Annotated in this window: 18 protein-coding genes; 8 read left to right on the forward strand and 10 right to left on the reverse strand. The window is 66.0% G+C overall.

The genetic code is table 11. From position 1 onward, the window contains the following. Positions 1-3: 3 nt before the first annotated feature. Both ACIGXP_RS21090 and ACIGXP_RS21095 read right to left on the reverse strand, forming a co-directional pair. Positions 4-474, reverse strand: a complete 471-nt coding sequence (locus ACIGXP_RS21090; RefSeq protein ID WP_399770315.1) for a GNAT family N-acetyltransferase — start codon at positions 472-474, stop codon at positions 4-6. A 50-nt stretch (positions 475-524) separates the two neighbouring features. Then, the gene (locus ACIGXP_RS21095; protein WP_363214947.1) at positions 525-1,295 is read right to left on the reverse strand and encodes an IclR family transcriptional regulator; all 771 of its coding nucleotides are present in this window, start codon (positions 1,293-1,295) and stop codon (positions 525-527) included. Positions 1,296-1,437: 142 nt separating this feature from the next. On the opposite strand from ACIGXP_RS21095, the gene ACIGXP_RS21100 reads away from it, so the two are divergent. Both ACIGXP_RS21100 and ACIGXP_RS21105 read left to right on the forward strand, forming a co-directional pair. Continuing rightward, positions 1,438-2,967 carry an aldehyde dehydrogenase (NADP(+)) gene (locus ACIGXP_RS21100; RefSeq protein WP_399770319.1) on the forward strand — a complete coding sequence of 510 codons (1,530 nt, stop codon included), beginning with the start codon at positions 1,438-1,440 and terminating at the stop codon, positions 2,965-2,967. 24 nt (positions 2,968-2,991) lie between these two features. Continuing rightward, positions 2,992-3,600 (forward strand): DUF1349 domain-containing protein, encoded by a 609-nt coding sequence (locus ACIGXP_RS21105; RefSeq protein WP_399770321.1) that lies wholly within the window; start codon positions 2,992-2,994, stop codon positions 3,598-3,600. Here the strand turns inward: ACIGXP_RS21105 and ACIGXP_RS21110 are convergent. Beyond that, entirely contained in the window at positions 3,560-3,922 is a 363-nt protein-coding gene (locus ACIGXP_RS21110; RefSeq protein ID WP_399770323.1) for a hypothetical protein, read from the reverse strand. The two genes, ACIGXP_RS21105 and ACIGXP_RS21110, sit on opposite strands and share 41 nt — an antisense overlap. Before the next feature lie 1,156 nt (positions 3,923-5,078). Between ACIGXP_RS21110 and ACIGXP_RS21115 the strand changes: the two genes are divergently transcribed. Continuing rightward, positions 5,079-6,290 carry a helix-turn-helix transcriptional regulator gene (locus ACIGXP_RS21115; protein WP_399770326.1) on the forward strand — a complete coding sequence of 404 codons (1,212 nt, stop codon included), beginning with the start codon at positions 5,079-5,081 and terminating at the stop codon, positions 6,288-6,290. 155 nt (positions 6,291-6,445) lie between these two features. Here ACIGXP_RS21115 and ACIGXP_RS21120 read toward each other — a convergent pair whose 3' ends face one another. Beyond that, complete coding sequence (locus ACIGXP_RS21120) at positions 6,446-6,868, reverse strand: hypothetical protein (protein WP_399770328.1); 423 nt, start codon at positions 6,866-6,868, stop codon at positions 6,446-6,448. Between the two features lie 703 nt (positions 6,869-7,571). Further along, complete coding sequence (locus tag ACIGXP_RS21125; protein ID WP_399770330.1) at positions 7,572-8,051, reverse strand: phage terminase small subunit P27 family; 480 nt, start codon at positions 8,049-8,051, stop codon at positions 7,572-7,574. A gap of 188 nt (positions 8,052-8,239) precedes the next feature. On the opposite strand from ACIGXP_RS21125, the gene ACIGXP_RS21130 reads away from it, so the two are divergent. Then, the gene (locus ACIGXP_RS21130) at positions 8,240-9,160 is read left to right on the forward strand and encodes a hypothetical protein (protein WP_399770332.1); all 921 of its coding nucleotides are present in this window, start codon (positions 8,240-8,242) and stop codon (positions 9,158-9,160) included. A gap of 166 nt (positions 9,161-9,326) precedes the next feature. Beyond that, positions 9,327-9,872 (forward strand): hypothetical protein, encoded by a 546-nt coding sequence (locus ACIGXP_RS21135; RefSeq protein WP_399770335.1) that lies wholly within the window; start codon positions 9,327-9,329, stop codon positions 9,870-9,872. 268 nt (positions 9,873-10,140) lie between these two features. Here the strand turns inward: ACIGXP_RS21135 and ACIGXP_RS21140 are convergent, their stop codons facing one another. The 4 genes from ACIGXP_RS21140 to ACIGXP_RS21155 form a co-directional block, all read right to left on the reverse strand. After that, the gene (locus tag ACIGXP_RS21140) at positions 10,141-10,623 is read right to left on the reverse strand and encodes a hypothetical protein (RefSeq protein ID WP_399770337.1); all 483 of its coding nucleotides are present in this window, start codon (positions 10,621-10,623) and stop codon (positions 10,141-10,143) included. A gap of 3 nt (positions 10,624-10,626) precedes the next feature. Continuing rightward, positions 10,627-10,902: a hypothetical protein gene (locus ACIGXP_RS21145; protein WP_399770339.1), complete on the reverse strand. Its 276-nt coding sequence runs from the start codon at positions 10,900-10,902 to the stop codon at positions 10,627-10,629. A gap of 1,651 nt (positions 10,903-12,553) precedes the next feature. Next, complete coding sequence (locus tag ACIGXP_RS21150) at positions 12,554-12,733, reverse strand: hypothetical protein (protein WP_399770341.1); 180 nt, start codon at positions 12,731-12,733, stop codon at positions 12,554-12,556. A 265-nt stretch (positions 12,734-12,998) separates the two neighbouring features. Then, positions 12,999-14,678, reverse strand: a complete 1,680-nt coding sequence (locus ACIGXP_RS21155) for a recombinase family protein (RefSeq protein ID WP_399770343.1) — start codon at positions 14,676-14,678, stop codon at positions 12,999-13,001. Positions 14,679-14,795: 117 nt separating this feature from the next. Here ACIGXP_RS21155 and ACIGXP_RS21160 point away from each other — a divergent pair, with 117 nt between their 5' ends. The 3 genes from ACIGXP_RS21160 (at position 14,796) to ACIGXP_RS21170 (ending at position 18,018) form a co-directional block, all read left to right on the forward strand. Then, positions 14,796-15,503 (forward strand): DsbA family oxidoreductase, encoded by a 708-nt coding sequence (locus tag ACIGXP_RS21160; protein WP_399770345.1) that lies wholly within the window; start codon positions 14,796-14,798, stop codon positions 15,501-15,503. A gap of 97 nt (positions 15,504-15,600) precedes the next feature. Then, positions 15,601-16,695, forward strand: a complete 1,095-nt coding sequence (locus ACIGXP_RS21165) for an aminotransferase class V-fold PLP-dependent enzyme (protein ID WP_399770347.1) — start codon at positions 15,601-15,603, stop codon at positions 16,693-16,695. Between the two features lie 303 nt (positions 16,696-16,998). Beyond that, entirely contained in the window at positions 16,999-18,018 is a 1,020-nt protein-coding gene (locus ACIGXP_RS21170; protein ID WP_363214941.1) for a helix-turn-helix transcriptional regulator, read from the forward strand. 25 nt (positions 18,019-18,043) lie between these two features. On the opposite strand, the gene ACIGXP_RS21175 is transcribed toward ACIGXP_RS21170, so the two are convergent. After that, positions 18,044-19,153: a hypothetical protein gene (locus tag ACIGXP_RS21175; protein WP_399770349.1), complete on the reverse strand. Its 1,110-nt coding sequence runs from the start codon at positions 19,151-19,153 to the stop codon at positions 18,044-18,046. Positions 19,154-19,414: the final 261 nt, after the last annotated feature.

Below are 19,414 nucleotides of genomic sequence, written 5' to 3' on the forward strand. Positions count from 1 at the left end.
GCCTCAGTCCTCCAGGACGAGCACGACCTCGTCGATCTCCTGCCCCCGCCCGTTCGCGTACCCCCGGGCCCGGGCCGTCTCGCGGAAGCCGCACTTGTCCAGCACCCGCAGCGATGCCGCGTTGTCGGCCGCCGCCCGCGCGTACAGCGGCCGTTCGGGAACCTCGGTGAGCAGAGCCCGCAGCGCGGCCGTCGCCACGCCCCGGCCCCAGTACGCGCGCTCGATCCAGTACGTCACCTCGCGCTCGCCGGCCACGCCGTAGACCGCCGCGTTACCGGCCACCTCGCCGTCGGCCAGCACCGTGCGCAGGACGAAGGAGGACTTCCGCACGCGCAGCCAGTAGGCCGCGAAGGCCTCCGGGTCGTACGGGCCCTCCGGGCCGAACGCGGCCATCCGGACGGCTTCCGGGTCGGTCATCTGCCGGTGGAAAACCGGCAGGTCATCGTCCTCCACGGCGCGCAGAGCGATCTCCATGGGGCCCGAGCCTACGACGGCTCGCGCGCCGCGCCCACCACCGCCCGCGCTCAGAGCCTGCGCGTCGCCAGGGTCAGCCGGTCACGCGCGTCGAACAGCGCGTCCTTGATCATCTGCTCATGGGCCGGGGTCAGCCGGGCCACCGGCACCGAGCAGCTGATCGCGTCCCGGGCCGGGGTGCGGTAGGGGATCGCCACGCCGAAGCAGCGCAGGCCCAGCGTGTTCTCCTCACGGTCGACCGCGAAACCCTGCTCGCGGACCTGGTGCAGCTCCTCGATGAGCTTCTCCCGGTCGGTCAGGGTGTTCTCGGTGAGCGCGGGCAGGGTCTCCGGCAGCAGCTTGCGCACCTGCTCGTCGCTGTACGTGGCGAGGATCGCCTTGCCGAGGGAGGTGGAGTGGGCCGGCAGCCGGCGCCCGACCCGGGTGAAGGGGCGCAGATAGTGCTGGGACTGGCGGGTGGCGAGGTAGACCACGTTGGTGCCGTCGAGCCGGGCCAGGTGGATGGTCTCCGTGGTGTCGTCGGAGAGCCGGTCCAGGGTCGGCCGGGCGGCGGCCACCACCTCGTCGCCGTCGATGTACGACGTGCCCACGAGCAGCGCCCGCACCCCGATGCCGTACCGCGTGCCCGTCGCGTCCGTCTCCACCCAGCCCAGCTCCACGAGGGTGCGCAGCAGCATGTACAGGCTGGACTTGGGGTACCCCACGGCCTCCTGGACGGACGCGAGGGAGTGCATACCGGGCCGGCCGGCGAAGTACTCGAGCAACTCGACGGTCCGCACCGCGGACTTGACCTGGGCCCCGCCTGTCTCGCCAGCCGACATCGCCCTTGACCCCTTCATTCGCCGGGAAATAGTCTCCGAGCAGCATATTCATCATCAGAGACAGCGTTCAGTATATCGAACGCCTCTGATGGTCGACCCTGGCCCGCCCTTGGATATTGCGGCCTTACTGGAGGGATCCGCGGTGGCAGCAGCACCAGTCTGGAGTGTCGACCCGCGCACCGGGAAGCAGCGTGAACAGGTTGCGGTGGAGGCCACGGCCCAGGAGGTGGACACGGCGGTCAGGGCGGCCCACGCCGCACGTGGCGCCCTCGCCGACCGCGCGGTGCGCTCCGCCTTCCTGCGCTCGGCCGCCGCGGGCCTGGACGCGGCCGGGGACGGCCTGGTCGGGACCGCCGACGCCGAGACCGCCCTCGGCCCGGTCCGGCTGACCGGAGAACTCGCCCGCACCAGCTACCAGTTGCGGGCCTTCGCCGACATCGTCGACGAGGGTGCCTTCCTCGACGTCGTCATCAACCACCCCGACGACACCGCCACCCCGCCCGTCCCGGACCTGCGCCGCTACAAGGTGCCGCTCGGCGTCGTCGCCGTCTACTCCGCCTCCAACTTCCCCTTCGCCTTCTCCGTCGCCGGCGGCGACACCGCGAGCGCGCTCGCCGCGGGCTGCCCGGTGGTCGTCAAGGCCCACCCCGACCACCCGGCCCTGTCCGAGCTGGTCGCCGAGGTGCTGCGCCGGGCCGCCGCCGAGCACGGCATCCCCGAGGGCGTCGTCGGCCTCGTGCACGGCTTCGAGGCGGGCGTCGAACTGATCAAGCACCCGCTGGTCGCGGCGGCCGGCTTCACCGGTTCGGTACGGGGCGGGCGGGCGCTGTTCGACGCGGCGGCCGCGCGTCCGGTGCCGATCCCGTTCCACGGCGAGCTGGGGTCCTTGAACCCGGTCCTGGTGACCGAGGCCGCCGCCGCCGAGCGCGGCGAGGAGATCGGCACCGGGCTGGCCGGGTCCATGACGCTCGGCGTCGGGCAGTTCTGTGTGAAGCCCGGGCTGGTGCTGGTGCCGTCCGGCGCCGGGGGCGACCGGCTGGTGAAGGCCCTGGCCGACGCCGTCAGCGACACCGGCGCGGGGGTGCTGCTCGACCACCGCATGCGGGACAACTTCGTCGCCGGGGTGCGGGAGCGGGCCGGCCTGGACGACGTGGAGACGCCGGTCACGCCGGGCGCGGACGGCGAGCACACGGTCAGCGCCGGATTCCTCACGGTGCCGGCGCAGCGGCTCACCGAGGAGGGCGCGTACGACCTGCTGCTCGAGGAGTGCTTCGGACCGGTCAGTGTCGTGGCCCGCTACACCTCCGAGGAGGAGGCCGCCGTGGTGCTGTCGCGGTTGCCGGGGAATCTCACGGCGACGGTCCACCTGTCCTCGCAGGAGGCGGCAGGGGAGGGGCGGGGGCCGGAACTCCTGGCCGAGCTGACTCCGCTGGCGGGGCGTGTGGTGGTGAACGCGTGGCCCACCGGTGTCGCGGTGGCTCCGGCCCAGCACCATGGCGGCCCCTACCCCGCGACGACCTCGACGTCCACCTCGGTGGGCGGTACGGCCATCGAGCGGTGGCTGCGGCCGGTGGCCTATCAGAACGCGCCGTCGGCCTTGTTGCCGAGGGAGCTCCGCGATGAGAATCCGCTGGGGCTTCCCCGGCGGTTCAACGGGATTCTGGAGCGGTAATCGCAGCCCTGCGACACTTGGCCGATGGACGTGGAACTTCCCGAACTCCCTTTCCCTCTCCGTACTTACGGACCCGACGGGCACTGGACCTACGAGGACGGCGTGCTGACCGGCTGGGCCGGGCCCCGGCAGGGCCGGTTCGTACCGCCCACCGGGGAGGCACTGGACCCCGTCTCGGACGCGCCCCGGCTGCTGGGCGCGCCCGAGGGCGACTTCCAGCTGATCGCTCGGGTCACCGTGGGCTTCCGGGCCGCCTTCGACGCGGGCGTCCTCTACGTCCACGTCGGCGAGCGGGCCTGGGCCAAGCTGTGTCTGGAGTACTCCCCCGATGTGCCCACCGTCTGCACGGTGGTCACCCGGGGGCACTCCGACGACGCCAACTCCTTCACCGTCGAGGGGAGTTCGGTGTGGCTGCGGGTCAGCCGCACCGGGCGGGCCTTCGCCTTCCACGCCTCGCGGGACGGCGAGCGGTGGACCTTCGTCCGGCTGTTCACCCTGGGCGACGAGAAGGAGACCGATGACGCGCTGGTCGGTTTCATGACCCAGTCGCCCCTGGGGGAGGGGTGCGTGGTGACGTACGACCACCTCGCGTTCAGGGCCGCCTGGCCGAGCGACCTGCGAGACGGAAGCTGAGGGCGACCGTCGTCGTGAGCCGGGCCGCGCCGACGGCCGGGCTCAGCCGCACACCGGCCTCGAAGCCGTCGCCGAGCGGCGCCCCGAACACCGCGATGCCCGGGCCGCCGGCCATCTGCCGGGCCGAGTCGAGCACCCCGGCCGCGAGAGCCGCCAGCTCGGCGGGTACGGCGACCGTCATCGCGGCGGTCAGTGGCGGCGCCGTGAGCGCGCAGCCCAGCGCCGGCGGCACCAGTGGCACGGGCACCACCGGGTGCGGCCGACGGGCCCCGATGCGCAGGGAGGCGGCGCCCGCGGCGACGGCCACCCCGGCGCCGCCCACCCCGAGCGCCTACCGGCCCGGTTCAGCCGCCTCCCGGAGGGAATGAACCCGGCTGTTTGAACGTTCACGTACTGCTGGCGGAGAGAGCCTCCGCACCCGTACGACCTGGAAAGAGCCGAAGACATGCGCGTCGAGATCTGGAGCGACATCGCCTGCCCTTGGACCAACAGAGCCATAGGTTAGCGCACGGCCTCTGACCTGCATAGATGTGCGAAAGCCCCGCCCATCTGCCACGGGGGAGACAGACGGACGGGGCCGAGGAACCCGCGCCGGTCGGCGACGGACACGGGTTGGTCAGCGAGCGGCGGCCAGCAGGTACCCAAGGAACCCCGCCAGGACGAACGCAGCGAGCCGCCAGCGAGTCACCATCGGATCGGCTCGGCATCCCCGCCGACACATTCGGGGCAGGGGCGCTTGTAGGTCCACCGGCAGAGTTCGCAGCCGTCGAATCCGCAGCAGCCGTCACACCAAATGACACGGTGACCGGCGCAGCAGCCGCAGAGATCACCTGACTTCCAAAGGCTCCAGGGTTCTTGCCCACCTGTTCGCCCGGCGCGCGGCTTTGGGTGGCGACTTTCCGAGCGATCAGCGACAGGAACGCGGAGTCTGACCACCTGCCGAACAACGCGGGGACGTTCCGGGGCCGTTGTCACTTTCTCGCCCCGTGAGGGTGTGCCCGGATGATTCGCGCTGCCTTGAACCGCTCTTGGGCATCACCGCTTGCCTTGGCTGTCCCCAGCGCTCGGGCTGCTTCCTGGCACGTGCCGCAACCAGCCACCGGCCGAGCCTCATAAAGCCAGTCATCTAGCGGGAGATCGACAGCGGGGCCCGGATAGCGCAAAGGCTCGGTCATTGGGCGACACCCCACACAGTCACCGCGCCAGCGCGTCTATGCGGGTGAGCGGCAATCTCCCGATTCGAACGGGCCACAGCGTCCAGCGCACCAGCCTCGCGGGCCGTCTGCCGGGACTGCACCAGGACGGCACAGGTGCGGCACCCCTCCACCCCGACCGGTTCCAGCGGAGCGCCTTTCTCGCTGATCTGCGTGGTGGCCATCGTGTCCCCTCGCTGTCGGCAATTCGGCGTCCAGCCTCCGGCCGTGATGGATCTCCGACTAGCGGCCCCGTGTAGGCCAACTGTCGGCCAGACTGGACACATGGGGAGTGCAATCGGGGCCAACATCAGGCAACAGCGGGAACGGCTCGGCTGGAGTCAGGCACGGCTAGCGCGGGAGGTATGCCGGGCGGCCGGTGTGGTCGGCGAGCCGGTCGGACGACAGGAAGTCAGCCGGTGGGAAACAGGGAAACGCACGCCGCGCGAATGGCTACCGTTCCTCGCTGCCGCCCTGGCCGTTCCCGTAGAGACGCTGTGCGAGCCACAGACGCCCACTGAGCCGCCTTTGCCCACCCTCGCCGACTTCCTGCCCGCCGAGGACCCGCTAGAGCCTCTGACGGCCCGTGCAAGCGGCCGTATCGGCATAAGGCAAGTGGACGACTTGCAACAGCGGGTGCACAGCCTTCGGCTCGCTGACGACTTCCTAGCCGGTGGGGATCTCATGCGGCCAGCGCTCCGCGAACTCCGGAAAGCCGTTCGAATGTTCCGCGAACACAGCTACTCAGATCTGACGGGCCGTCAGCTACTTGTTCAGATCGGGGAGCTGGCTCAAATCGCCGGATGGATTGCCAGCGACGCGGGACAGCACGCCGAGGCGGAACGGATCTACCGGCTCGGTCTGAGTGCGGCCACGCAAGCCGAGGATCGAACCCTTGCCGGAAATCTTGCCGGATCGCTCGCCTACCAACTGAGCAACACCGGGCGGGAATTGGAAGGGCTAGACCTTGCCCGCGCGGCACTGGACGGGGCCGGACCGGACGCACCACCAAAGGCCCGCGCGCTGTATTTCGATCGAGTGGCTTGGGCGGCGACGAAAGCGGGCGGGGTCGAGAATTCGCAGACGGCTATGCGCGCCCTCGGTGAAGCGGGGGAGGCGCTCACGGCTGACAGCGAGGGAACCGAGTCACCGGCGTATCTGTATTGGGTGGACGCCGGGGAATTGCGCGTCATGGAATCTCGTGTCTACACAGAACTACGCCGACCGCTCCGCGCTGTGCCCCTACTACGCGAAGTGCTCGGGCAATACGACGCCACGCACACGCGCGAAATGGCGCTCTATCTCTCGTGGCTCGCTGTGGCTTACGCCGATGCCAACGAGCCCGAAGAAGCGGCGGCCACGGCGCAACGAATGCTGACGCTGTCGGCCGACCTTTCCAGCGAGAGGACAGCGGAACGGGGCCGGGTCGTCCTCGCTCGGCTCGCTGAGTACGCCGACGTCCCCGAGGTACGGGTCGTTCTCGACTCAGCAGCCTAGGAATCGAAGGGACCGCCGAACCCTTGGGAATGCTGGGCAACAGCGGTTCAGCACCCACGAGCCGGCGAGAACCCCTGCCTTTCTTTCGAAGGTGCGCCAGAAACACAAAAACCCCCGACAGCGGAAGCCATCGGGGGTAGCACCTACAAACGTTTTTAGGCGTTCAGCTGGCGTCGAAGCATGCGACGCCTACGCAAGGGGCTCGCCCTTCTCGTGCCGTCGTCGTTCAGTGCAGCGCTAGCGGTCAATGCGAATTCGTCAACATCGCGAGCGAGCGTCCGAGCTGCGACTTGCAACAGGTCCACTGACCGCCCCGCGTTGTATTGGGCTTCCGCAAACCGCTCGTCTTCCTCATCCAACCCGATCAGATGGTCTGCATACACGCGAGCGACCGCCATATGGGATACGACTTCCAGCGCTGCATCACGCACACGGGATGCGCCCACAATCACGAAATCCGGCCCGTGAAGACTAAGGTCAACCCATCGCGAGTTGACTTCTTTCCGGAGGTTTACAGTTTCCTCAGAGCGCGTGTTCTCGTAACTGTCCACGAGGACTCTTTCTTTCAGGTCTGTCATAGCCTGAATGAAATCCCTATAGACATCGTGGCGAGGTTGGCGTCTTTCCTTCAGGTGCTCAGCCCGTACGGATATCAACACACCGTCCCGCTGCACCCTCCCCGACACTATGGAGCCAACGACGCCCCCGACTGCACCCGCTGTCGCACCTAGTACCGCTGCCAGTCCCGCATCCATGGCGGCATTGTCCCGGTAACGTCACCGCGTTGTCGAGACCGCCTAAAAGCAGAAAACCCCCGACAGTGGAAAGCCATCGGGGGCAGCAGCACCTACGAACGTTCGTAGGTGGTCAGGCGGTGTCGCGCGGCGCGCGGGTGTAGCCGGTCGTGTGTGTGACAGTGCCGGACGGGAGCTTGAGGTAATCCGCATACAGGTCCAGTGCGCGTATGACAGCCTCGCTCGCTGTCTCACAGCCGGATAGCTGCTGTATGGCAGCCAGGTTTGCACGCGACTCCTCGGTATGACGGACGCTTAGAACCTTGGACTTCCTAGCCATTTGCCGCCGCCTCCCTCTTGCGCCGTGCATTCTCGTAACCGCGTATCACGTCAGCGGACATGTGGGAGGCGAGCCAAACGCGGCTCATTCCCTCGCACGCAGACTTACGGCGGTAATCCGCTGCCTTCCTCTCGCCGGCCCGGTGCTGTGCCGACGCTATTCGCCCGGCCCACTCGGCTAGCTCGGCGCGGAAATCGTCGTCAATCATCAGTCCCAAATCCCGTCGGGGTCGTCGTCCTCGTCCGGCGCAACCACAGTGATTCGCGCGGCAGCGGACGGGGAAAGCCCTAGCTCCACACGCGCAGACTTAAGAATGTTCGCGTACGTGTTGAGTACCGTCGTGGCCGGATTCCTTACGAGAACGCCATTCGCACCGACCACGAGTAGACCGTCACGGCTGATTAGCCGCTCGGCCTCCCACACGCGAGCCTGCGCCGTGCAGAACGTCACGACGACTTCCCGCTGCGCGTCACTAATTCGAGTAGCAGCCGACAGTGCGGGGACGATCCGATGCCAGATATCCGAGGCGTCCGCCTTCACCTTGCCAGCGTCCGGGCCGTCACCAATAACCGTGGACCAATCCGGCTCGGTCAGGTCACTCGGTGGCAGCGATAGGCGGTCAGCGTGCCGGTCGGGCCGATACGTACCCTCGCGGAAGTGCTGAATGATTGGCTTAGTTGAAGTCATGGGGTTTCAACTCCAGTGAACAAAGGCGCAGGTCGCGCCACAGAAAAGGCTTTGAACTGCCATCACGTTTTTAGACCTCCCTGCCGGTCGTTTGCCGGACCGAGCGGGAGGCACCCCCCAGGGGGGCATGCCATGATCAGCATGGGAAATCGCCGGTGGTCGACGCCAAGCACGGGCATACTCGCCACATGGACAAGCGAGAACGCTGGTTCAGCGAGGGAGCACCGTTGTTCCGGCAGGTGATGACTCGGCTCGGGCTCGCTGATCGACTTCCCACTGATGATCTTTACTACGCATGCCCTTGTTGTTTGCACGCCTTCCCATCTGAGGCGGTGACGGCGCAGGTGTTGACTGTTGAGCACGTGCCGCCGGAAGCGCTCGACGGAAAGGGAATGCTGCTTACCTGCAAGCGCTGTAACAATGACGCAGGACGTGACTTTGACTCTCACGCACAGAAGCGCGCGGAGTTCTACAGCATGTTGTCGGGCAATGCCATGGCGCGGCCTATGCGTGCCGTGTTTGAGGCTGGGGGAATCGAGATCAACGGGGAGGCGCAAAGCACGGGTGCTGGATGGTTCCTTGAAGGAGTAGTGAAGCAGAACCATCCAGCCCGGCTTGACGCTCACGAGCAAGCTCTGCGAGCCACAGCAGACAACGGGGAAGGGGCGGAATTCAGGTTCAAGATCAAAGAGAACTTCTCGTCGCAGCGCGCTGACACGTCATGGATTCGCTCCGCCTACTTGGCCGCATTCTCCGCCTTGGGGTGGAGCTACATTCTCCAGCCAGCATTGGACCCTATCCGGCAACGGATCAGACCCGGTTCGTCCGCAACCTTGCCGCCCATCATTGGGTTTAACCCGAGCCATGATGCCGAGGGTAGACACATATTGATCGTCCAGGAACCGGAGGAACTGAGTAGCGTGGTCGTCAGGATCGGCCCCTACACAGTGTTTCTTCCTGACCCATGGGGGACTCGGACTCTCGCACAGTTGGCAGAGTCAATCTCAGGCAAATGCGATGAGACTGGCCGGGTGCCGTTCAACTTGAATGGAAAGGTCGTTCCCTGGCCGACCAAGCCCATGTACGCACTGGACAGGCTGACTCCTTAGCAAGAGCACACGCGCCAGCGAGGAAGCCGCTGTGCAAAAGCTCAGGTCAGAGAGACTGGGGATTCTGGCCGGCTCGGGGCGGGAACTTGCGTCAGTGAACAGCTCGCTGCTGCTGTAACGCTGACACCCTTGACCGGCCATCCTGAGTGACCCGAGCATGACCCGCATGGACGCAGGAATCGCCGCCGTGCTGGGGGCGCTCGCCGGATCGGTGGCAACTATCGGTGCAGCGATGGCAACGGGTTGGGCTCAACGCGAAGGGGCCCGCATCGCTGCCCGCTCGGAGCATCAGCGACAAAGACGTGAGCCGCGCCATCTTGTTTACAAGGAGTTCATTTCTAAAGCCGAGCTGGTGCGACATCGGGCATCCATTTACTCGTCTTTGGACGACGGGCTAACGCCGGACTACGTGACCGAGCAACAGGTGAATGAGTTATTTGAGGCGGCGACTGAAATTAAGGCGGCAGCGACGGAAGCCGCTCTCGTTGGCCCCAAAAAAGTTACAGCGGCGGCACTCGCGATTGCCCATCTTGGCAGCGATCTGGCGGCGTATGCAGCAATCTTCCGCGATCTCACGGAACCCCAGCATCAGCAGATTGGAAAACGGTCCCATAGGAAGCTAGTGAGGGTGGCCAAGGAGTATCAGAATTCCCTTGATAATTTCATACTACGGGCGCAAGGTGCGCTGGACGATGACGGCAGCAGGAAATGAGCGCCCCGCGCAGTTGAGTGACGGGGCGCATTTCGTCACTTCGGTGGGCGTATCGGAGGGTTGATCGGATTACCCCCTGAGTCTCGGGGAGATTCTTCGAAACCCACCCGCCGCCCATCTGGAAGAGTCATCCAACAGACACCCCGCCGCATAATGGTTCCGGCGTATCCAGCGGGCGCGGTATCGGCCCATGCCGGGGAACCATCGGGCAGCCGAGGGAAGTACGGGTAATCACCATTCGGGCCGGGGTCTAGTGCGTCTTGCGTCATTAGGCGTCGCCCTCACGCACAAGCCACTTAGCGTCAAGCTCATCCGCCAAATCAGCGGCATGAAGATTTGCAGCGCTGGAGATTGCCTCTTCTAGTCGCTGAGCAAACATCATGTCTCGGTGGCTTAGCTCCGTAGCAAAACCGTCGGCGGGGTGCTCACCGTGGAGCCGGTAATAGGCTTCCCGTGCGTGCTGTCGAACCGTATTCCTCTTCGCACGTGCCACCCAGAAAGCGGCCACAGCGGCAATCGGGTCTGCACCCTCGTAAACAGCGTCAGCAGCGGACTTCTTACCCGCCGCCCCTAGCTCAGCGTCGAGCGTTTCCCACGTAGCCAGAAACTCAGTGTCTAGCTCACGCTGCTTTGCCTCGCGCTCAGCGGCCAGCTTCGCCGCATTCTCAGCCTCGGCCGTCTCAAGCGCCTCTAGCTCCCGCTGTGCCTTTAGCGCGGCCTCTCGCGCCTTCTGTAGCTTCGCGTCAGTCATTGGTCAGGCTCCCTTGTTCAGCGAGTTGTAAGCAGCGGAAAGGTTGTCGGCGGCGACCGGGGCCGATACGTCACGGCCAGCGGCACCAGCCGCCTTCTTAGCGTCCGAGTAATAGCCGAGTGCCATGCGCAGCGACGGGGCTAGCTGCTCGCCCTTTGTCGCCTGCTCAGCAGCCTTTTCCATTTCCGAGCTGTACCGGAATGCTTCGGCGCGAGCCCGTAGAACACGCTCAATGCCGTCAGGGTTGGAACCGGGATCGATGTTGTCTCGCGTGTTCACGCGGCGTCCTCCTTGAGAGAAAGTCCGGCGAAATAGCCTCGCCGGTCGGTTCGGAAGTGTCGGTATCCCGCGCCGTGCACGAGGCGCACGAGCGAATCCATAGGCACCGGGCCGACACCGTTTCTCCCTGCCCACCGATTCACAGCGGTGGAGAGGGAGAGCTGATCTGCGTACGCACTCGGGCCGTCCTCGGTGGTCGCGCGCAGGGCACCGAACACGACGGCACGGTATGCAGCGTCGCGCATTGCGGAAACCTCCAGGTACGCAAAAAGCCCCCTCGCTCAGTCTCCGTTACAGACCAAGCGAGGGGGCTAACCAGCGAGCGTCACGCCGTCCATGCGCGCGTGAATCAACTCGCCGAAGATCGGGGAAATGCGGGTAACGGCCGCAGGGACAGCAAGCACCTACGAACGTTCGTAGGTGGTCAGCAGCACCGGCCGTAAGAACGACCGGGCTACTCGTTCGCTATCAGAGACGGATAGCGCCTCCACTCACTACGCGGTGAGTTGGTTAAGCGGTTCCGCCTCACTGTGCAGAGAGTGAGTTGGTTAAGTCCGACCCCTCAGCCGGCTCGGTTTTAACGCCTTCTCAGGGGCTGCCAGGGCATTGTCGGCACGAGACGCGGGCTCTAAACGCCCTCCACAGGGACGCATGGCGGCTTACAGCGGGGTCGCACCCTTCCGCTGTCGGTAGGCCCTCTGCCTATGCGCGTTCGAGCAGTAACGGCGGGCACGGCCGGATCCATCCCAACCGGCACTGTTCTCGCACCCGTCCAGTTCGCAGACAGCCTCCCATCGGGATTCTTCCGCGCTAGCCCTTGCGCGATGCGCACAGTTCTCAGAACAGAACAGCTGACGGTCATTCTTGGGCTCGTAAGCGTCTCCGCAGCGCTCGCAGTCCCGCCCCATCAGCTTTGCTTGATACTCAGCGGACGTGAGCTTGCGTGCGCGCTTACGAGCCTGCCGACAGGCATTGGAACAAACGACTTGCTGTCGGCCGGTCAGGACTGTGTCGCAGACTTCGCAGCGAGGATCACCGAAAAACAAGGGCAGTCCGCTCCTTCCAGGGGGTGTTACGTTCCGGCGTGTAGTTGTACCTAGTTCCGGCGTTGCTAGTAGAGACTCTTATAGGTATACCTAGAATGTAGTTCACTTCTACACAAACTACATTTCTAGAGTTTCTGTACTAGTTCCCCGCTCGCTGCTCTCGCTGTTTCCTCGCCTGATAGGCCGCCCGGTCACGGCAACGCTTCCCGCAATAGAGGGCAGTACGGCCCGGCTGTCCCGGCTCCCTGTCGGGAATTGGGTTCTTACACGCGGGAAGTGCGCATTCCTGACCCGTCAATACGGATTCAACGATGCCTAGAGCCCTCTCTATATGCTCGTGCGCGTACCAGATGGAAGCGGAACGAGATCGCTCGGACTCCGCGTGCAATCCGTCGAACACTTCCCGCTCCGCTGCACGGAGTGCTGTAAGCAATTCGGTGTAGTTTGGAATTTCCATGTTTCCTTGCTCCGTTCATTCGGCGTAACCATGCCCTCGGCGTCCGCGCTTTCGGCGTATCCAGGTGCAGCGCTCAGCGCATTCGGCGAAATCAGCGCAAATGAAAACCCCCGCCAACGGTGACGGGGGCATTCAGTAGGCCGGTCGCCTAGGCCGCTTCCGCGTAACCCACGAGCAGCGCGAGCCGGGCCGCCTGTAGGTCTGGGGAGTTGCCCAGGTTCTTTCGGAACGCGCGCACGAGTTTGCCGCGCTTGCTGTTTCTCTCGTTCGCCCACGCGTTCATCCGCGCGCTGAGCGTTTCCAGGTCAAGGGTGTTCGTGATCGGCACCGCGCAACCTCCTCGCTGTCTCTCCTGCTGCGGGGCTCTACGCATCAGAGAGGGTGCCGGTTAAGTGCCGGTCCCTCTCCCGTTGATCTCGCGGTGAGCCGGTTAAGTCGTGCCGACCGGGACTGAGTGGAAGGTTCCTGACGGTCCGTCAGACGTACGAGCCGGCTCGGGGTGTCCGGATGTCCTGTACGGCCGTCTGCGGCCACGAGAAAGCCCCGGCGGGGAGTTGTCCCACCGGGGCCCTCAGAGCGGCTTACGCGGCTGTCTAGCGTGTTGCCTCCACGAGCTTCACGCCCGCCTCAAAGGCTGTGTCCCATGCCGGGTCGCTGGCCTCTCGCCAATGGAACTCCAGCCGGTCAATCGCGGGCACTCGATGCCCCCGACCCGCAGACGGCAGCAGGGTTATTCCCTTTTTCGTGAGCGCGGCCCGCAGTAGTGCCCGCTGCCCGGCGATACCGGCCCCGTTCCACAGCGCTGCAAGTGCTTCCGGGTCCAGCAGCGGGGACAAGTCCGCTTCCCGCGTGAGTTCGGCGAGTTCGGCCTTGAGAGATTCGATCTGTTCGCCCACCTGGACGCGCATGCTGTCGAACATTTCCTCAGTCATCCGGCCGAGAACGAAAAATTCCTTGTTGAGTTTCATCTCTCGGCCTACCGCCGATTCCAGCGCGGCCGTCACCTGAGCCTTACGGGACTCCTTGTCGGGGTCCTTGTAGGCCAGCCATTCGCGGGCGATTTCGTGGAGCGTGGCGGACTCGGGGGAAAGGCTCAGGATGTGAGCGAACCACGCTTGGGTAACGGCGTCGTCGGCCCGGTCCCGTCCGATGGAAACTCCCTCGCAGACGTGCGCCCCCTCGTTGGTCCGGGCGTAGCACCGGTAAGCGGGACCGCTGCTGACTTCCTTCACGCCGCAGCGTCCGCAGTGCATGATCCCCGAAAGAAGGTTGGAGATTTCCCGCTTTCCGCGTGCACGGTTACCCACGGGGCCGTTCTTCTGTGCGCGGCTCGCAAGGATGGCTTTGATCTTGACGTGTTCGGCGAACGTGATGACGCCCTTACCGCAGGAGATCGGTTCGCCGTTCTTGTCGAGCAGCGGGGTACCGCCACGGTGGTATTTGCCGGTCCACTGGCCGTTCTTGTCGAGCATCCTTTCCCGCTGTGCGACGAGTCCGGCCCAAGTCACAGCGTGAGCAAGGGCGATGATTCCCGTTGCCTGCCAGTTCCGGCCGTGACGCGTCTTCAATCCTTCCTTGTTGAGCGTTTCGGCGATCCATGCCGGGGTCTTGCGGTCCAACAGGTATTCGGCGATTCGCCGTGCCGTCGAGTATTCCTTGGGATCGTGCTCTAGCCGACCCTCGCCCTTGACAGCGCGCAGGCCGTAGGGCGTAACGCCACCGGTCCACTTACCGTCAGCCTTATGCGAGTCCATCCCCAGCTTCACGAAATCGCCAAGGTCTTTCACTTGGTCGCGTGCCTGCTCGCTCAGGAATGCGAGTACCGTGCGGGAACTGCGGGAGTCCAAACTCTCGGAGACGACGAAAATGTATGCCCCCTGTTCCTCGAATGTGTCGAGCAGCAGGCCGACTTGACCCATGCCCCGGCGAGAGAGGCGGGAAGTCTTGTAGACGTACAGTGCTTTTGAGAGTCCAACTTCCGTGACTGCCGCTGTCGCCTTCTCGAATTCCTCGCGCCGAACGTAGCTCTTGCTTGCACTCTTCTGCTCGAACCAGACGTGCCGAATTCGCTTGCCTTCCTTGGTAGCGTGCGCGCACATACGGCGGACTTGTTCGCGGAGTGCGCTAAGTGAATCCTTCTTCTTGCTGCGGCGGACGTACATCTCCGCGAGTTCGGCGGGGGAGCCTACGGCGGGCAGCCAAAGGCCAAGATCTTTGAGTTCGTCGTCCTCGAAACCGAGGGAACGCAGCGCGGGGTAGTCGTCGCGGTGCATGCGTCTTGGTCCAATCTCCGAAGTCGGACCGCCCCGGTGCTGTGGTTCCTCCCGGCTCGGCGGAATCCTTCGAGATTCACGAAGCGCGTTGGTTAAGAACCGCAGGTCAGAGCGGTTGTGGCTTCGTTGGTCCAAGCCTGCCCCTGGTGCTATGTGGGCAAGGCCCGCTTCGAGAAGGCGCTCGCTGCCTTCCCGCACCGTGACGACGTCGAGGTGGTGCACCGCTCCTTCGAGCTGGACCCGGGCCGCGCCAAGGGCGACGTGCAGCCGGTCATCACCATGCTCACCAGGAAGTACGGCATGAGCGAGGCGCAGGCCCAGGCCGGCGAGGACAACCTGGCCGCCCAGGCCGCCGCCGAGGGCCTGGACTACCGCACCCGCGACCGGGACCACGGCAACACCTTCGACATGCACCGGCTCCTGCACTTCGCCAAGGAGCACGGCAGGCAGGACGCGCTGATCCAGATCCTGTACCGGGCGAACTTCGCCGAGGAGCGATCCGTGTTCACCGAGGGTGACGAGCGGCTCGTCGAGCTGGCCGTGGCGGCCGGTCTCGACGCCGGGGCCGCCCGCGCGGTGCTCGCGGACCCCTCCCGCTACTCCGACGAGGTCCGCGCCGACGAGCGCGAGGCCGCACAGCTCGGCGCGACCGGCGTCCCGTTCTTCGTCCTCGACCGGAAGTACGGCGTCTCAGGCGCCCAGCCCGCCGAGGTCTTCAGCCAGGCGCTGACCCAGGCGTGGGACGAGCGCTCCCCGCTGGAACTGGTCGAGCAGGGGGATGCCGAGGCCTGTGGGCCGGACGGGTGCGCGGTGCCGCAGCACTGAGAAACCGCAGGTCGGCGCGGACGTATAAGGATCCCTAAGCGGATTCACGTAAAAATCCGCAATGGACTGAGACTTCACGGGGCCGCACAGTGGTCCCATGCAGACCACGGAGACGTTCGACAGCCTCGTCCGCGCCGAGTTCGCCCCCACGAGCACCTATCTCAACACCGCAAGCAACAGCCTGCTGCCCGCCCGTACCGTCGCCGCCCTGCACCGGGCGGCGCTGCTGCGGGCCGAGGGCCGGCCGCTGACTCCGCTGTACGAGGACGTGGAGGACTGCCGGGCCGCGTACGCCCGGCTCGCCGGTGTCCCCGCCACCCGGGTGGCCGCGGGCGCCTCGGTCGCCGCGCACACCGGGGTGATCGCCGCCTCCCTGCCCGCCGGTGCCGAGGTCCTCACCGCCGAGGAGGACTTCACCTCCGTACTGAACCCGTTCCACGTCCGCGGCGACCTCAAGGTCCGCACGGTCCCGCTGGCGCGGATCGCCGAGTCCGTCCGTCCGGGCACCGCGCTGGTCGCGGTCAGCGCCGCCCAGTCCGCCGACGGGCGCATCGCCGACCTGGCCGCCCTCAAGGAGGCCGCCCGCGCGCACGGGGCACGCACCTATGTCGACTTCTCCCAGGCCGCCGGCTGGCTGCCGATGGACGCGGACGCCTACGACTTCACCGCCACGGTCTCCTTCAAATGGCTGCTCGGCCCGCACGGCGCGGCCTTCCTCACGGTCCCCGAGAACTTCGGCGGGCTGAGTCCTGTGCTCGCCGGGTGGGTCGCGGCCGAGAGGCCGTGGGACAGCTGTTACGGCCCGGTCGCCGACCTCGCCCACTCCGCACGGCGGTTCGACCTCAGCCATGCCCTGTTCACCTTCACGGGACTGCGGCGCTCGCTGGAGCTGATCGAGGAACTGGGCGTGGCCGCCGTGCACGCCCACGACGTCGCCCTCGCCGACCGGTTCCGGGCCGGCCTGGCCGCCCTCGGCCACGAGCCGGTGCCCGCCCCCGGCTCGGCGATCGTCTCGGTGCCGCAACTCGGCTCCCGGCAGCCCGACTTGAGCGAGGCCGGCATCGAGGTCTCCAACCGCGCGGGCAACCTGCGGGCGTCCTTCCACCTGTACAACACGGAAGCGGACGTGGACCGCCTGCTGGACGTGCTCGCCGGCCGACGACATGACCGGGCCGGAGCCTTGAAGGGATGACCTTGCCAAGTCACCCGGAAATATCACGCATGATCAGTGGCGGGACAAGGAACCGGCGATCCGTCGGACGAGGTCGGTGAAATTTCCACCCCCGAGTGAATCGATCATGGGATCGTAAAGTGACGCATTTCCTTGTTGTCGACAAGGGGCGGGCTGCGGCGAGTGTCGGCGAATTGACTTGACACCGTCGGTACGCTATGGCCTGACGGCGCATCGGCGCAAGGCCGGTCAGGGCGCCTGGTCGACAACGGGGGCTTGTGAGTGAACGACTCGGACAAAGGGTGGTACTCCATAGTTTCGCCGGTGGCGGTGAAGCTTTACGAATGGTCTTTGAGGCGCGGCGGCATATCCCGCGCGGAGGCGCTTGAGGGGGCACCCGGGATCGGGGGATCCGTCGCGGACGTCAGCGATGCACTGCGGACCCTGGTCGAGCTGACTCTGCTGCGAAGCTCGCTGTCCGAGCCCGATGTTCTTTTTCCTGTCAGCCCCGAGTCGGCGATTGCGGAAGTCGTCAATCCGATCGAGGTGGACATCAAGGAACGTGAGCAGCAGGTCGGGGGTCTGAAGTCCCAGTTACTTTCCCTGAATTCAGTCTATTTCCAGAGTCGGCAGGCGAGAAATCGACGGGAGGCCATTGATGTCATCAGTGACGTCGAAAGCGTTCGGTCGATTCTGGCGAAGGAAGCACGGGCGTGTTCCGTCGAAGTCTTCAGCGCGCATCCCGGTATTTTATCCGAGCATGAAATAGAGCGGTCGCTCCCGCAGGACCTCGAACTGCTCCGCCGCGGCGTGCGGATGCGTACGCTTTACCAGCATCCCGTCCGGGTCAGCCCGATGATGCGTCACCAGCTGACACGGCTCGCGGCGGAGGGCTGCGAGATCCGCACCTGCGAGGAGATTCCGGACCGGATCGTCATCTTCGACCGTGAGGTCGCGTTCATCCCGGACCGCATGGGTTCCGACGGTGCCGTCGCCGTCCGGGAGCCCTCGACGGTCGATTTCCTGTACCGGGGCCTGGAGCAGGCGTGGTCCGCCGCTGTCCCCTTCGAGGACCGTTCGCCGTCGGGGATCGGTTACGGCGCGGCCCGGAGCGAGATGAAGCGGGCCATCGTCAGGTACCTCGCGGAAGGTGCGAAGGACGAACTGATAGCACACCGCTTGGGCATCTCCGTGCGGACCTGCCGGCGGCACATCGCTGAAGTCATGGAGGAACTGGAAGCGTCCAGCCGCTTCCAGGCCGGGGTGCTCGCGATGCGGGCAGGACTGCTCGACGACGCGGCGGTCGGCGTTTCGGAGACGTCACTGAGGCTTTCCCGGCGGTGATGCCGGGCGGGACCGGTGTGGTTCGTCAGCCGAACCACACCGGTCCCCACGCGATCTGCGGGCGGCCCAGCAGCGCATCGGCCAGGACTCGGGTGCCCAGGACCCTGAGCCCGGCTGGACGGAGGAATTGAAGGACGCTGGAGGCCAGTTGCATCAGCGAGGCCGGGTCGAGCTCGGTCAGCAGGCAGCTCGCGGACGGCACGCACTGTTCCGGCGGCCCCTCGGCCGGCGAGCCGAACCCGGTTGTCCGAGCGGCGGCCACAGCGCGCCGAGCGGCGTCTTCGACGCAGCATCCCCACTCGGCGGGCGCCTGGACGCCCGATTTCCGGTGGACCAGCTGTGCTGTGCACCAACTGCCGGGGAGCTGCCTGACGCAGCGGAACACGAGCTGCCAGTCGCAGGCCGGCGAGGCGAACCCACGAGTCGCATCCGACCAGGCAAGAGGCGGTGGGACCTCCTGCCTCCGCGTCACCATCGAGACCCGGGCCAGCAGGCTCAGGGCGCCGTCCAGCAGCCAGTGGAGCTCTGACGGGCCCGCGGCACCGACTGTCTTCCCGCGCAACAGTCCACCGGAGGGACAGGACTCGGCAGCCAGCATCTTCAGTCCGCCGAGAACGGCCGAGAGAGCTGAGTCGGCTTCGCTCTGTCCCCAGCCGCGGCTCTCGCACTCTCCGGACAACGGGCAGACCAGAAGCCTGGTTTCGTAGGGGCCGGTGGGTGAGAGGCGAGATGCGCTGCCGGGCGCCAGCAGACCGGACCACGGCCGCAGGAGCCCCGACACATCCACTGGCTCGTCAGGTGCTGCCGCTGTCGCGCCCAGGCAGGTGAGATCGGCCAAAGATCTGATGCCGGTCCACTGTGAACGGCCTGATCCCCTCACGCTCAGGTAGGTGATCCGGCCACTCGCCCGCTGCACGATCGCCGCCGCTCCGGGCCGCCCCCCGAGGCCGGACTTGAGGGCCCTGCGTACCGAGACCGCGGGCGCTTGCTCATACCGGTCCTCCCGCTCGCGCAGGACCCGTTGCCACATGCGAGAGCGGCGCACGAGTTCTTGGTGGGCGGTCCAGGTTTCCGCAACGGGGCCCAGAACGACGGCGCTGTGCAACACGGTGACCGGAACTGACTGCTGGGCCAATGATCTCCGTTCCCGTCATTGCTCGTAGCAGGTGCTCGACCGCTCGGCGGCGTGGGTCAGTCCCGTCCGGTCGGGGCGGGGGAGGTGGCGTCCCGTCCGGTCGAGCGCGATCGCGCGAGTCATGGAGTCCGCCGATCCCGAACGACGACTGTGTCTCAGGTCTCCGTGCGCGTCCAGACTGGCGCAGTTGGCCACTGGGAGAACAGAGCCGGAGGAACGTCATAAACCTGCACGGCACTTTGTCCCCCGTGGTCTTCGAGT

It is taken from the genome of Streptomyces sp. NPDC053069, from assembly GCF_044546895.1.
Taxonomy (GTDB): Bacteria; Actinomycetota; Actinomycetes; order Streptomycetales; family Streptomycetaceae; genus Streptomyces.